The following is a 13,852-nucleotide window of genomic DNA, read 5'->3' as shown; positions in this document are numbered from 1 at the left end:
AATACCTCATAACCTTTGGGATAGATCGCAACCTATTACGAGCATCCCCGGGACGGCAACCCATGGCGTGTATTGACGCGTGTCGGCAGTGCCGACGCGCATTCGTGAATAACATTCATGAGAGACATCGTCCGCATCGTGCGCTCCACGCGGCGGCCGCGGATACAGTGACCATGTAATAGCCCAGTCCTTTCCGTCTATCGAAGGCTCTTCTATGAAACATCAGCGTGCCATCGTCTCCATCGGTGCCTCGACGGCGATCGGCGATCTCGAGGCTCTCCGCATTGCACTGGATGACGGTCTTTCCCACGGAATGACCATCAGTACCTGTCGTGAGGTGCTGGTACAGCTCTATGCATACGCGGGATTCCCCCGCAGCCTCAATGCACTCGGCGAACTGATCAAGGTGATCGAGGCACGCAAAGCCGCGGGCCACGACGATGCCGAGGGTGATGCGCCAGGGCCGGTGTCTCCCGGTTACGACGCACTCCGCGCAGGAACGGCGAATCAGACCAAACTGATCGGTGCTCCTGCAAAAGGAGCCGTGTTCGACTTCGCACCCGTCGCCGACCAGTTCATCAAGGCACACGTGTTCGGCGATATCTTTTCCCGGGACAACCTGGACTGGATCAGCAGGGAAATCGCGACACTCGGAGCGCTCGCATCGCCGACGGGGCTTGAGGCGCAGCTACTGGCGCATGTCCGGATCAGTCGGAACACAGGGATGACGCAGGCACAGCTGGAGCAACTGTCGATGGCGCTCGAAGATCAGGGCTACACCGACGCGAGCAGGCGACTCCAGGCAGCCGTCGATGCAACGGCATCTTAGATACGGGCCTTACTTCAGGTACTTCTCGATGGTGTCGGCGACCTGCTTGCCCTGAAGGCTCGATCCTTCCGGATTGAAGTGCACGTCATCCATGTAGAAACCGGGATGACGCAGCATCAACGCGTATTGGTCGTCCAAGGCGATAGACTCATGGGTCATGAATTTCAGCGCCTCGGCATTCCTCACCTCGATCCGCTCGTTTGAGGGACCAGGTGCAGTGGCCTTCCTCACGGGCGTCGTCGACGCCCAAACGAGGTGGGCACCGGCGGCGATCTTTCGCAGCGTCGCAACATAGCCTGGGAAGGACGCCGCATATTCCTTTTCGCTATAGGCCCAGCCGTGCATGCCGTTGTTGAAATGGACGACGGTGAATGTCACGCCTTCCAGCGCAGCGAACTCGTTCAACTGCCTGTCCAGGCGTGGATCTCCGAGGCTGGTCGACGCAGCGAACAGGTAGACATTCGCCCTGCCCTGGAGTTCTTGCTGCACTTCCGGAAAGTAGTTGCGAGTGATCGAATCCCCGACGAGGAGAACATTTGGCAGCTTCTGGTCGACCTGGTCGGGTCGGACCTCCCAGGTCCATTCGGTCACTTCGGGTCGGGACGCCGACTGCGCCTGGACGCACGCCGATACGAACAAAAGCGCGGACAAGCCGATCGCTACCCACAACGTGTCATGACGACGGATCATGTCTTCTCAGCCCCCCTTGGCCCGCACGCTCTTAATGTACTCGAGTTCAGCGACGGATTTCGGTTCACCCGGGATCAACACGACGCACGCGCTGTAGGCTGCCTGGGCCTCGTCGTATCGCTTCAGTTCAACGAGATCATAGCCCTGCCCGCGAAGCGCCTTGCAGCGGAACTCGGTCTTGGCCGCATCTGTCCATCCATCCATTGTATCGAGCATAGCGTTGACGCCTTCAAAGAGTGCCAGCGACTCGCTGAAGCGCTTTTGCATCTGATACACGTAAGCGAGTTCCGATGCGTATTGGGCGTAACGCGGCGACAAAGCAAGTGCTTTCTTCAGCTCAGCTTCCGCTTCCGGATAACGATTCATCTCGCTATAGCCGTAGCCACGCGCCCAATGGGCCATGGACCAGGCTGGTCCGACGTCAATGGCATTGCCGCTGCCTTTGAAGGCATGGTTGGACGCAGTCGTCGCCAGATACAGCAATCCTTGCACGGGTCCGCGCGCCGAGAACACGACGTCGGAGCTATTGCCGTACTGCTTCTCGTAACGGTTGACGACATCGGTCAGGGGACCATCGATGGCCCGCTGGATTTTCCCTGCGCGGATATCGAGGACAGCATCGGCCACCTCCTTCACATCGGCCTGCGATGGCGGCGTGTCGCTGGCGACTATGAGCTTGTGCGTCGCCTCTGCCGCGTCCGTCGCGTCAATCGCCTGCACTGCAACCGCTCCCATCGCGAACACCAGGCATACGGTTGCCGCCTGCCGCCATCCCTTGACCATGACCATCGTGGCACTCCTGTCCTGTGGTGGACGAAGCTTGCCACAGCGGGGCTCTGGCCGGAATCCTCCTGTAAGAGGATCCTGAGTAGGATACGACGACGCCCCGGATCTTCAGGACGCCGTCGTGTCACACGGATCGACCGTGAATCACTTCCGCACGGCACCTAAAGCGGCATCCGTGCACTGCCCCTTCTTCGTCAATATCGGATTGCACCGAACCGTCACACCGCCCGGCAAGCCCACCGAATACCCATGCTCCGACGGCTCACCCGCCGGGTAATCCGTACTGATCAACTGCGCGCCGCTGCTCAATACCACGTCTCGGCGGGAGCCGTCGTTTTTCAGTCCCTGCCCCTGAGCCGGATCGTCGGTCCGCGCACGCACGATGTAACCACGCCGCACCAGCGCGTTGATCTCGTCGGCCGAGCATTCGTTGCACTCGGTGAACGCGGCATCATCCGCTCCGGGCGTGGCATTGGTGAAGATCAGGCGGCCACGTAGCGACGGATGGCCCTCGCTGTAGACGCTTTCCATCTTGCGTTGATCGAGCAGGAAGACGACTTTTCCACTCGCCTTGTCCATCGTCGGCCAACCACCCTCACGCACGGCTTCGTCCAGCCTCGCGTGCCTGCCGCGTACATCGTCGGGGACGACCATCTCGTTACGCGGGAACACCGAGGCGATCTCCGCGTCGAGGGCGTCGAACACGGCAGGCGTGAACAGCTCCGGCGTTGCTGTGGGGATCTTCGCCTTCAGCGGTTCCTGCTTGGTCTCGACCAGCACGAACAGGGGCGTATGTCCCGGATGCGCCTCCGACCAGGCGCGCAGTTCGGTCAGGCACGCGGTGAACGGCTGGCAGGTGCTGCGCTGATCGACGCCCTGGATATGCATGACCTTGAAGCCTGGCTTCTCCCACGTACCCGGCGCCGCCGTCGGCGGATCTGCCGGGAGGCCGTTGAGGGCGATCATGTGGTCGATCGCGGGATCGAGGTACAAGCCACCCTTGGCGTCCGAGAACACATCCAGTTCCACCTGACGCACGCCGTCGTCCAGCTGGCGGGTCAAGGACGGATGGCTGTAATCGATAGCGAAGAACTCCTTGGGCGCCTCTTTCTGCATCACCCGCCGGGCACTGGGCGCGAAGCCGGCGTGATAGCTGTTATGCGTGCCGATGACCTGGATCTGGTTGATGTGCACGTCGCTCGTCGCTGCGAACAGCGAGGCGGAAGCGACTAGGGAGGCGGCTGCGGCAAGCGGCAGCAGATACGTACGAAGAGCAAGCATGGATATCCTCGGAGTCGATCAACGGCTATGGCGTTGGCAAAGGGAGAAGTCGGGGTCCGACATCGACGGCGGCGGCGCGTTCGTTCCCCACCGGGACGGCGACGGTCCCATCACCATATCCAGCGTGCCGCCCCTGGCGATCTGGCCATGGCGGAACCACGCGGCGTCCAGTGGCAGCCCATTCAAGGTCGCCGACTGGACGTAACGGTTCGTCCCATCCGGCGTGAAGTTCTCCGCGTGTACGGTAAAGGTCTTGCCGGCACCCAGGTCGATCGACGATTCGCGGAACGACGGCGTACCGATCAAGTAGACGTCCTGGCCCGGATTCGGATAGAAGCCCATCGATTGGAAGGCGTACCAGCTCGACATCGCGCCGGAATCGTCGTTGCCGGGGATGCCGGCGCGACCCGCACCGAACGCCCGATGCAAGAAGGTCGTGACGCGATCGGCGGTGAGATCGGGACGACCTGCCCAGAGGTAAAGGTCCGGGATCAGGAAGCCAGGCTCGTTGGTAATGTCGAAATGCAAGTTATCGAAGACCGTATCCAGACGCTTCACAAAGGCCTCGTTACCTCCCGACATCGCGATCAGCTTACGCACGTCATGAGGGGCATAAAGCGAATACGTCCACAGATCGCCCTCGTAGTAGAAATCCGGCCACGTACCGCGACGGACCAGGTACTGCGGTGCCCAGCTGCCGTCTTCGTTGCGCGGACGGAGAAAGCCGGTGATGCCTTCCTGCTCGCTCGTCGCATCCCATAGGTTCGCCCAGTTGCCTGCATGCTCGCGATAAAGCTTCACCTCGTCAGCGTGACCGAGGCCGCAGGCCACCTCGGCGATACCGAAGTCGTCGTACGCGTATTCCACCGTGCGCGACCCGGCGCGCTCGGTCGGCTGGGCCACGTAGCCCAGACGGTTGTACGTCTCCAGACCGCCGCGACCCTCCTTGCGTGCGTTGGCGGGTGGCACCGTAGCGTCCTTCACCATCGCCTTGAACGCCGTCGCGTAGTCGATGCCGGTAAGACCTTTCATATAGGCATCCGCCACCAACACGTTGGCATTGCTGCCACCCTGGGTGCGGCCGTTGTCGTTGCCGACCCGCGCATCGGGCATGTAGCCCGCGTGGCGGTAGGTGTCCACCAGCGACCTCACGATATCGCGTTGTACCTCCGGTGCAATCAGGGTCAACAGCGGCCCCTGGCTGCGGAACGTGTCCCATATCGCCTGGAAATCGTCGTAATACGGCTCGGTCGACTTCCATTTCGGGTTCTCACCCGTGTGATCGGAGGGCATCATCATCGTGTGATACAGCGCCGTGTAGAACGTGCGGCGCTGGGTATCGTCCGCACCGGCGATCTCGATACGGCCAAGTGCCTTGTTCCAGGCGGTAACGGCGGCCTGGCGCACGTCATCGAAGTGCCAGCCGTGGGCCTCTTCCGTCGCATTGCGATGGGCCTGTGCTTCGCTCACGAAGGAGATGCCGACCTTCGCCTGGATCGCCTGCCCCGCCTTCACCTGGTAATCGAACGATGCGCCGAGCGGCATCGCGCTGCTGGCGTGCACCGACGCGGCGCTACTCACGGCCTTGTCGAGCCATGTACGCGTCGATGCCGCTGGCGTATCGACGATCATGTCCACGAAGACATCGTAGGGACCGCCTTCGTTCCAGCCGCCGGCATAGTGCCCCACGCCGACGATCTCGGTCGGTGAGACCACGCGAAGGTCGCCACCGAGAAACTGCTGGGATTCCTCGCCGGTGTCTTTGTAGAGCAGATCGAGATCCAGTGTCACATGGCCATCGCCATCCTTGGCAAACGTGTAACGGTGCATGCCCATGCGCCGGGTGGCGGTGAGTTCCGCCTTGACCTGATAGCGAGTGAGGTCAACCGCGTAGTAACCCGGGCTGGCCACTTCGTTGGCGCGGGGCGAATGGAACGCGCCCGGCTCGAGGTCGCCGGTGGTCGCTATGACGCGGGCGTTTTCGTACTTGCCCGAACCACCACTGAGGTGCAGATGTGAGAAGCCACGGATATCGCCGGTGCTCTGGAAGCCTTTGCGGTAACCGTAGTCACGCACGTCGGGGCCGACCTTGACCATACCGAAGGGCATGGTCGCACCGACGAAGACCTCGCCGAACCAATCCGATCCGATGAATGGATCGACGTCGGCAGCGTGGTCAGTGGCCAGGGCGGCGGGCGCTGCCATGACAAGGGAAGCGATGGCGACCGCGAGGGTGCGCCGCGCCAGGGAATAAAGGGTATGCATCGATGGAGTTTCCTGTTCAACCTGACGATCAGAACGTGTAGGTGGCCTGCACGGTGTAGTTGCGACCAGCGAGGTAGTAGAAGGTGGGATCCTTCGCCAGGCCGTTGCCCTGGATCGCCGTGCGGTGGTCGAACAGGTTATTGGTCGACAATTGCAGTCTCAGGTCAGGGGTGAAGCGATAGCCGATATTGAAGTTGGTGTAGTTGTACCTGGGCAGCTTCGTGTTCGGGTTGTACGTGGCGCCACTGGTCTCGCCCACGCCGGTGAAACGCGTGCCCACGTACTTGACCAGGAACGAGCCGTACAGCGGACCCTGGTCGTAGATGAAGCCGGCATCCGCCGTCGACATGGGCGAGTTGGAGATCTGCAGGTGCGTGGTCTTGGAGTACGCGCTGTTGACGCTGCCGTTCGCCGTGAAGCTGAAGCCGGTGTCGCCCAGGAGGTGCGTCAGTTCACCTTCCACGCCCTTGTAGACCACGCCGCCCTGGTTCACGAACACACTGATCAGCGAGCCGCCCGGACCGATCGGTTCGTCGATGCTGCTGACGAGGTTGCCGAAGTCGATGTAGTAGACATCGATGTCCGCCACGGTCGTCGGGGTCTTCCAGACCAGCCCGGCCTGGTAGTTCGTGGTGGTCTGGGGATCGATATGGCCGGCCGGCCCCTGGATCACGTTGACCTTGGGTGCCTGGAAGCCCTTGGCGACCTGCGCATACACGGCGATGTTCGGCGAGAACCGGTAGTTGGCCGCCACGGAGGTGAGCGTGGTCGCGAAGTGGCCATCGCCACCGACGGGCAGGAAGTTGGAGACACCGTCCAGCGTGCGGTCGAACACGATCTGCTTCACGCCCGGGACGATGCTGAGGTTCTCCGTGGGGTGCCAGTTGATCTCGACGTAGCTCTGCGTCGTATTTGTGTGCTGGCTGGTGTCGATGATGTTGGCGTTCGGTTCCCCCTTGAGGACGTGCGGTGTCATCGTGGAAAGATCGACGGTGACCTGGTCCTGCACCTGGTAGGTGCGCTCGGCCCAGATACCGGCCTTCAGGGTGCTCTCGAGCCAGCCGTCGCCAAGGTCCTTCTCGGCCGTGAGGAAATCACCTGCCGCGCGGTAACGGCTGTGGTTGATCGCGCCCGGGACACCTCCGTTGGGCAACAGCGCGATGTTCGGTGTGTTGCCGAGCAGGTCGACGCCGCCCGGGCCGCTGTCGCGCAGGCCGTAGGTATAGAACTTGTTGTCGACGCGCCAGTCGCCGTAGTCGCCATGGAGCTGGAGGTATTCGAAGTCGGCATGACGATCGTCGATGTTGTAGTTGGCAAAGCCCTGCGACGTCGGATCGTTATTCAGGCCGCCAAACTCCAGGCCGAGGATGTCGGTACGCTTCTTCGGCTGGGCGGTGAAAGTGTTCCACTTCACCTTGTTGTAATCGGCGACGAGGGTCAGCGTCGTGTTCTCGCCGAGCGGCTGCTTCACCTTGAACAACACGTTGTCCTGGCGGAAGCCGGCATCGTCGATCAGGCCATTGGACTCGGTGTGGCTGTAGTTGACCGAGGCCTCGGTGCCGATCTTGTTCATCACGCCGGTGTTGCCGGAACCGGCGACCTGCCATGTGGCACCGCTGCCGTACATTGCAGAAACCTCACCGGATGGCTTGTCGGTCGTCGGCGCCGAGTACAGGGCCACGGTGCCGCCAAAGGTCGCATTACCGAGGTTGCTCGCCGTACCCGGACCACGGTCGACCACCACCTTGTCCAGCGACGGCCCAGGAAAGAACGCGGTGGTGGCGTGACCGAACGCGCCCGGATCGCCGAACGGAATACCGTCGAACGTGACGTCGTATTCGCCGTCCTGGAAGCCGCGAATGGTGCCGCTCTTGCTCGAAAGACCTGCGCCATTCGGCGACGCGTTCACTGCGGATGGTGTGAGCTCCAGCAGCGCGAGGTAGTCCGCCTTTGGTGTGGCGATCGTCTGGATGAACTTGCGGCTGAGGACCGACTGCGGCTCGATCTCGAACAGGTTGCCCTGCGTGGGCGCGAGGGCCGCCGCACTGCCGAGCGGCGCCAGGTTCGGGTCGTCGATGCCCGCGGTGACGGCGACGCCTTGGAGGTTCGTCGTTTGCTTCGTGATATCCGCTTCCGTGGTTTCCGCGGCGGCGCTGATAGCGGCCGCGAGCGCAGCCAGACCAAATCCAAAACGTACGGCGTGATGCATTGCGCTGAAACTCCTGCGTAAATCGGCCGCGCGGTTACCCGCCACGGTCAGCTCTGTCGAGCCCGAGGGGATGTGGGAATACCTGGGAGGTGGGGGTTGGGGAAAACAGTAGTTAAAGCTACTGTGTGCACATGACAGAGTTTTGACGTGAAATTAGTACCATCTGGAACCATTTTCTCTTCGCCAGAACTTGCGAAGATCCTCGTCGAGGTCACCCCATGAAAAGCGCTACGCGTCGGAAGAAGCCCGATGCGCGTCCGGCAATCGCGCTGGATACCAAGCAACAGCCGGTACAACAAAGGTCGCAACAGACCTTCGAGTTGATCCTCGAGGTCACGTCGCGCCTGCTTGGCGAAGTGGGTGTGGAACGACTTTCGACGAACCTGATCTGTGCGCAGGCGGGTCTCTCGCCCCCTGCCCTCTATCGGTATTTTCCGAACAAGTACGCCATTCTCAACGAGCTTGGCGAGCGCTTGATGAAGTGCCAGAACAAGGCGTATCGGGCGTGGCTGGAAGAGGAAAAGGCACTCGACTACGACGGATCACGCGAGGCGAGCATCCGCGGCCTGCGCGACATGCAGGCCGCGATCAACGCGGCAACGCTCGCTTTTCCTGGCGCCGTGTGGATCATGCGCGCGCTCCGCGCGGTACCGACGCTCCGCCACATCCGTCTGGATTCGCATGACGACGTGGCCGAGACCTCGTACAAGGGCTTGCGCGATCGCTACCCGAGTGCGGACCCGGAAGCCCTGCGCGTGGCGATGCGCCTCTCTACCGAAGTGATGTACGCCGCCACGGAAATGGTCGTGGACAACCCGACAATGGACGGCGACGTCATCAATACCGAAGTCGCCGAGATGGTCGTGCGTTACTACGACAAGTTCGTCGAGGGTGAAGAGCGCTACGCGGCAGCGTCCCGGAAAAAAGGACGGAAGGTCGTCAAGGACCGATAGGCCCTCCGCTAGTTGTAGCAGCCCTTCGTCGTCTGCGCCTGCTCTGCCGGGCATACGATGGCCGCGAAGCCGCCATTCACCGGTACATCAAACGACAAGGTGCCATCGGAAGCAACATTCTGGGTGCTGCGCACGACGTCACCGCGACCCACGCCATCACGAACGATATCCGCATGCCATGTACCTCCCTTCAGCCAGGCCAGGGGTACGGTAAGTCGGCGCGCCGGCCCCGCTGCGATGGCCCCGACGAACCACCGGCTGCCACGACGACGGGCGAAGACGGCGTCCTGGCCGGGTGTGCCGGCGACGAGTCGCGTCTCGTCCCACACGGTCGGAATCTGGTCGAGGAACGCCAGGGCGACCGGACGGGACTCGTAGGCCTCCGGGCGATCGGCCAGGTGCGTCCAGCCGGATTCGAAGACGATCGGCAAGGCGACTTCGTGCGCGATGCTCGCCTCCTTGCGTCCAGCGTCGAACGCTACGGGGGTGTAATCCATCGAGCCCACCACGTTCCGTGTGAACGGCTGGATCGTGTTGCCGACGGCGGGCGGATCGTTCTCCGCACCGCGTACGCCTTCCATCGTCATCAGGTGCGGCCAGGTCCGCGCCAGGCCGTGCGGCACGGTCGCGCCATGGAAGTTCACCATCAATTGCAGTCGGGCGGCATCGGCCAGCGTGGCGTCATACCACTGAAAGCGTGCCTGCGAATCCGATTCCATGAAGTCGATCTTGACCCCTTTGACACCCCACCCCTTCACCTTGGTCAACGCCGCGATGCGTTTCGCAGGCGTATCCAGCTTCGACCAGTGAAACCAGAGCAGGATGTCGACGTGCTTGGCATTGGCGTAACGCACCAGGTCGGGAATCCAGGCGTCCTTCCAGCCTTCGTCAACGAGTACGTAGGGGATGCCGTTTCGCGCCGCGAAGTCCACATAGGCACGCTGCCGCACGGGATCGGAGGGGCTGTCGTGCTCACTGAGCCAGGACCACGCGACCTTGCCCGGGTGCACCCACGAGACATCGGCGAGTTTCGACGCGTCGGCAAGATCATCCACAAGGGTCGATTCCGTCACGGTAGCGAGGTCGCCGGTGATGACCGTGCGCCAGGGTGTGACGCCGGTGCTATCGACGCGCGCATCGGCGAGGGTCAGCTTCCATGCGTTCGTGCCGACGAGATGGGACAGCCGGCTTCCGTCGTAGCGACCGTCGGCATTGGCCTCGGTGACCAGGACGTAGCTCTGGCCGATGCGGAACAAGGAGGGATAGCCATACTCGCCCGACGCGGCGGTACCGGCCGTGGTCTCTATCCGTTCCTTTTCGTACTGCGGGCCGTAAGGCAGCAGCCATGCCCTGGCATCGGTAGGAATCGCGAAGCTCGTCGCCTCGTTAAGCACGGTGGTCTGCTTCACGCCGGGGAGTTCATAACGGAAAGCCACGCCGTCATTGGCCACCCGTACCACCACGTCGAGCTTCTGACCAGCGACGTTCCGCAAGGAGTAACGCGTCTCGGCAAAGTTCGCCTTCCTTTCCAGGCGTTTGCCGGTCGTCATGCGGTACTGCTCGGTGAACTGCCGTGTCTGCGTCGTTGCCAGCGTCATGCCCTGCGCGAGGTCGGCATCAGCGGTGGTGAGGCCGAGGGTCTCGTCCACCAGCGGAGCGCCCTGCGGATCGGTGATCGAAAGGACGGGCCGGCCGCCATCGCGAAAGACCAGGGTGGCCAGCGGCGGGCTGGCAAACGCCGGAACGGCGACCAGGGCCGCCAATGCGGCGGAGAGGCGGCGTAGTCCACGCGAACGGAGCTCAGGCGGCATGCGTGCATCCTTGGGTTAGCGAGTCGTCGAGAATCCCACAATCCGCATACGAATTTCTACGCAGGTCGCCTCACGGAACTACGGTGGCGCGCAAGACCCGGACGGCCCATCGTCGAGGGACATTCGCTCTCCCCGTCGAGGACGCAGCCATGACCACGAAGACAACGGCCACACCGGACATTCTTCCGCGCCCGGATTTCCGATTTCCGGGGGAAGTCGGCCGTACGTACCTCGATTCCGAGCCGGCGCAGTTTCCCAAGCCGGTAGCGGCGCCGTCGGGGGCACCGAATGTGCTTCTGGTGTTGATCGACGATGCGGGCTTCGGCCAGTTCAGTACGTTCGGCGGTGGCGTGCCTTCGCCGACGATGGACAAGCTCGCCGCCGAGGGGCTGCGCTTCAACCGCTTCCATACCACGGCCTTGTGCAGCCCCACGCGCGCCGCCCTGATCACCGGCCGCAACCACCATTCCACATCGTTCGCCGGCATCACCGAGCTGGCGACGGGCTACGACGGCTATACCTGCATCCTGCCACGCAGTTGCGGCACCATCGGTGAGGTGCTTCGGCAGAACGGTTACATGACCGCATGGATCGGCAAGAACCACAACACGCCGACGTGGGAAACCAGCGCCGTGGGGCCCTTCGATCGCTGGGCGAACGGCCTCGGGTTTGATTACTTCTACGGGTTCAACGGTGGCGACATGAACCACTGGAACCCGATCCTCTATCAGAATCGCGACCTCGTCCCCGCGTCGACCGACCCCGATTACCATTTGACCGTCGATCTGGCCGACAAGGCCATCGCCTGGGTTCGCCAGGCCAGCAGCATCGCGCCGGACCGCCCCTATTTCCTTTACGTCGCGACGGGTGCCACGCACGCCCCTCACCACACGCCGAGAGACTGGCTCGAGAAGTTCAAGGGCAAGTTCGACAGTGGCTGGGACGATTACCGCGAGCAGACGCTCGAGCGTCAGAAGAAGCTGGGCGTCGTGCCGAAGGACACGAAGCTCACCGTGCGCTCGAAAGGCCTTCCTGCCTGGGATTCCCTCAACGCCGACCAGAAGCGGCTTTACGCAAGGATGATGGAAGTGTTCGCCGCCTATGGGGCGCACTGCGACCACGAACTGGGACGTATCGTCGATGCCTGCAAGGCCCTCCCCGGCGCGGACAACACCATCATCGTCTACATCGCGGGCGACAACGGATCCAGTGCGGAAGGCGGCATCGAAGGGTCGCTCTGCGAGAACCTGTTCTTCAACGGCTTCTCGGAAAAGTGGGAAGACAACATCAAGGCCATCGATGAGCTGGGCGGTCCGAAACACTTCAACCATTTCCCGTCGGCATGGGCGCACGCCATGAATGCGCCGTTCCAGTGGACCAAACAGGTGGCCAGCCACTTCGGTGGCACGCGCAACCCGATGATCATCTCGTGGCCCGCGAAGATCCGCGACAAGGGTGGCCTGCGCGATCAGTTCCTGCACACCATCGACATCGTCCCGACACTCTACGAGCTGTGTGGCATCAGTGCCCCCAGCGAATTGAACGGCATCCAGCAGAAGCCGATCGAGGGACGCAGTTTTGCCTCGGTGCTCGACGACGGTAGCGCGGCCGCCACGCGCACCACGCAGTACTTCGAGCTCGGCTGCAATCGCGGTCTGTATCACGACGGCTGGATGGCGTCGTCGCCGTCGTTCATTCCCTGGGATCCGAACCGGCAGGAATGGGATCCGGACAAGGCGGTCTGGGAGCTCTACAACGTCGACGAGGACTTCTCGCAAGCCAACGATCTCGCCAGTCAGTTCCCGGACAAGCTCCGAGCGTTGCAGGACCTGTGGTGGGTCGAGGCCTCCCGGTACAACGTACTGCCGCTCGACTGGCGCGGAAGCATCCGCATGAACGCCGAACTCATGGGACGTCCTAGCCCGATGGGCCATCGCAAGGAAATGACCTACTACCCGGGCACGTTCGGCCTTCCGGATGGCTCATCACCGCGGATGTGCAACCGTTCCTGGACGATCACGGCGGACATCGATGTCCCCGCGAAGGACGCTAACGGCATGATCGTGACCCACGGAGGGCTCGAGGGCGGTTACGGCCTTTACCTGCGTGACGGCAAGCCCACCTTCGTCTACAACTTCCTGAGCATCGAACGCAGCACGTTTGCCGCGGACGCCGCGCTACCTGCAGGCAAGACCACGCTGGTCGTCGACTTCCGTTACGACGGCGGCGGCGCCGGTAAAGGCGGGACATTCACGCTCTCAGCGAACGGTAAAACGATCGCCAGCGGCCGTGTGGAACGAACCATCCCGATCCAGTTCTCGCTCGGCGAGGGCCTCGACGTCGGCACGGATGTCGGTTCGGCCATCGACTTCAGCTATACGCTTCCCTTCAGCTACACCGGCACCATCGACAAGGTGACCATCGTCCTCGGCGACATGGATCTGGGCGTCAGTCCTTGAATATGGCCGGCGTCCCTACCCAGATCATGCGGACCTCGGACTTGCCGACGTTACGCATGCTGTAGGGATGCCGCTGGTCGAAGTGCGCACTGTCACCGGCGTTCAGCACGAACTTCTTCCTGCCGACCGTCATTTCGAGCGTGCCGCTGAGGATGTACCAGAAGCCCTCGCCTTCCCTGTGAATCGTGGGTGCCACGAGGCCGGGTGGAACGATCAAACGGAGCGCTTCCATCTTGCGCTCGGCGTGCCGGCCGCTCAGTCGCTCGTAGACCACCGGCGATTCGAGGTCGATCCGGTCGTGCTCGTTGGACCGGCAGACGATCTGCCCCGGCGTGGGAACGCCGACGAAGTAGTCGACATCGACGTTCAGCGCCTGGGCGATGGCTTCCAGGGACAACAGCGACGGGGACGCCAGATTCCTCTCGACCTGGGAGAGGAATGGAATGGACAGTCCCGAGCTATCGGCGAGACCTTTCAGGGTCAGACCCAGGCCACGCCGCCGGTCGCGAATCGCCGAGCCGATGCTCAGCCCAGCGGCTTTGTCCGGCGTCGCTCGTGCGCCCGCCATC

Annotated in this window: 10 protein-coding genes; 3 read left to right on the top strand and 7 right to left on the bottom strand. The window is 62.6% G+C overall.

What is annotated here, in order from left to right; all coding sequences use genetic code 11:
* Nucleotides 1-214 precede the first annotated feature (214 nt).
* Nucleotides 215-829 carry a carboxymuconolactone decarboxylase family protein gene (locus AC1DYM_RS12940; RefSeq protein WP_477338893.1) on the top strand — a complete coding sequence of 205 codons (615 nt, stop codon included), beginning with the start codon at nucleotides 215-217 and terminating at the stop codon, nucleotides 827-829.
* 9 nt (nucleotides 830-838) lie between these two features.
* Here the strand turns inward: AC1DYM_RS12940 and AC1DYM_RS12935 are convergent, their stop codons facing one another.
* From AC1DYM_RS12935 to AC1DYM_RS12915, 5 genes are all read right to left on the bottom strand, one after another.
* Entirely contained in the window at nucleotides 839-1,519 is a 681-nt protein-coding gene (locus tag AC1DYM_RS12935) for an SGNH/GDSL hydrolase family protein (protein WP_477338891.1), read from the bottom strand.
* A gap of 6 nt (nucleotides 1,520-1,525) precedes the next feature.
* Nucleotides 1,526-2,308 carry a tetratricopeptide repeat protein gene (locus tag AC1DYM_RS12930; RefSeq protein ID WP_477338889.1) on the bottom strand — a complete coding sequence of 261 codons (783 nt, stop codon included), beginning with the start codon at nucleotides 2,306-2,308 and terminating at the stop codon, nucleotides 1,526-1,528.
* Nucleotides 2,309-2,449: 141 nt separating this feature from the next.
* Nucleotides 2,450-3,586 (bottom strand): phosphatidylinositol-specific phospholipase C1-like protein, encoded by a 1,137-nt coding sequence (locus AC1DYM_RS12925; RefSeq protein WP_477338887.1) that lies wholly within the window; start codon nucleotides 3,584-3,586, stop codon nucleotides 2,450-2,452.
* Nucleotides 3,587-3,604: 18 nt separating this feature from the next.
* Nucleotides 3,605-5,851, bottom strand: coding sequence for a GH92 family glycosyl hydrolase (locus AC1DYM_RS12920; RefSeq protein ID WP_477338885.1), 2,247 nt, complete (start codon nucleotides 5,849-5,851; stop codon nucleotides 3,605-3,607).
* Nucleotides 5,852-5,879: 28 nt separating this feature from the next.
* A complete protein-coding gene (locus tag AC1DYM_RS12915; protein ID WP_477338883.1) occupies nucleotides 5,880-8,060 on the bottom strand; it encodes a TonB-dependent receptor in 2,181 nt (726 codons plus the stop codon).
* Nucleotides 8,061-8,278: 218 nt separating this feature from the next.
* Here AC1DYM_RS12915 and AC1DYM_RS12910 point away from each other — a divergent pair, with 218 nt between their 5' ends.
* Nucleotides 8,279-9,013, top strand: a complete 735-nt coding sequence (locus AC1DYM_RS12910) for a TetR/AcrR family transcriptional regulator (protein WP_477338881.1) — start codon at nucleotides 8,279-8,281, stop codon at nucleotides 9,011-9,013.
* Nucleotides 9,014-9,021: 8 nt separating this feature from the next.
* On the opposite strand, the gene AC1DYM_RS12905 is transcribed toward AC1DYM_RS12910, so the two are convergent.
* Nucleotides 9,022-10,824: a glycoside hydrolase family 97 protein gene (locus AC1DYM_RS12905; RefSeq protein ID WP_477338879.1), complete on the bottom strand. Its 1,803-nt coding sequence runs from the start codon at nucleotides 10,822-10,824 to the stop codon at nucleotides 9,022-9,024.
* Nucleotides 10,825-10,973: 149 nt separating this feature from the next.
* Between AC1DYM_RS12905 and AC1DYM_RS12900 the strand changes: the two genes are divergently transcribed.
* Complete coding sequence (locus AC1DYM_RS12900; protein ID WP_477338878.1) at nucleotides 10,974-13,283, top strand: arylsulfatase; 2,310 nt, start codon at nucleotides 10,974-10,976, stop codon at nucleotides 13,281-13,283.
* Here the strand turns inward: AC1DYM_RS12900 and AC1DYM_RS12895 are convergent.
* Nucleotides 13,273-13,851: a helix-turn-helix domain-containing protein gene (locus tag AC1DYM_RS12895; protein WP_477338876.1), complete on the bottom strand. Its 579-nt coding sequence runs from the start codon at nucleotides 13,849-13,851 to the stop codon at nucleotides 13,273-13,275. The two genes, AC1DYM_RS12900 and AC1DYM_RS12895, sit on opposite strands and share 11 nt — an antisense overlap.
* Nucleotide 13,852: the final 1 nt, after the last annotated feature.

This window comes from Luteibacter sp. P1_D3, from assembly GCF_056406135.1.
The sequence above is the reverse complement of the archived record's forward strand: the minus strand, read 5'-3'. Positions and strand labels throughout refer to the sequence as shown.

What these genes read in the sequence shown, in the direction of transcription:
- AC1DYM_RS12940 (WP_477338893.1), top strand. Translation starts at nt 215, where the DNA reads ATGAAACATCAGCGTGCCATCGTCTCCATCGGTGCCTCGACGGCGATC.
- AC1DYM_RS12935 (WP_477338891.1), bottom strand. Translation starts at nt 1,519, where the DNA reads ATGATCCGTCGTCATGACACGTTGTGGGTAGCGATCGGCTTGTCCGCG.
- AC1DYM_RS12930 (WP_477338889.1), bottom strand. Translation starts at nt 2,308, where the DNA reads ATGGTCATGGTCAAGGGATGGCGGCAGGCGGCAACCGTATGCCTGGTG.
- AC1DYM_RS12925 (WP_477338887.1), bottom strand. Translation starts at nt 3,586, where the DNA reads ATGCTTGCTCTTCGTACGTATCTGCTGCCGCTTGCCGCAGCCGCCTCC.
- AC1DYM_RS12920 (WP_477338885.1), bottom strand. Translation starts at nt 5,851, where the DNA reads ATGCATACCCTTTATTCCCTGGCGCGGCGCACCCTCGCGGTCGCCATC.
- AC1DYM_RS12915 (WP_477338883.1), bottom strand. Translation starts at nt 8,060, where the DNA reads ATGCATCACGCCGTACGTTTTGGATTTGGTCTGGCTGCGCTCGCGGCC.
- AC1DYM_RS12910 (WP_477338881.1), top strand. Translation starts at nt 8,279, where the DNA reads ATGAAAAGCGCTACGCGTCGGAAGAAGCCCGATGCGCGTCCGGCAATC.
- AC1DYM_RS12905 (WP_477338879.1), bottom strand. Translation starts at nt 10,824, where the DNA reads ATGCCGCCTGAGCTCCGTTCGCGTGGACTACGCCGCCTCTCCGCCGCA.
- AC1DYM_RS12900 (WP_477338878.1), top strand. Translation starts at nt 10,974, where the DNA reads ATGACCACGAAGACAACGGCCACACCGGACATTCTTCCGCGCCCGGAT.
- AC1DYM_RS12895 (WP_477338876.1), bottom strand. Translation starts at nt 13,851, where the DNA reads ATGGCGGGCGCACGAGCGACGCCGGACAAAGCCGCTGGGCTGAGCATC.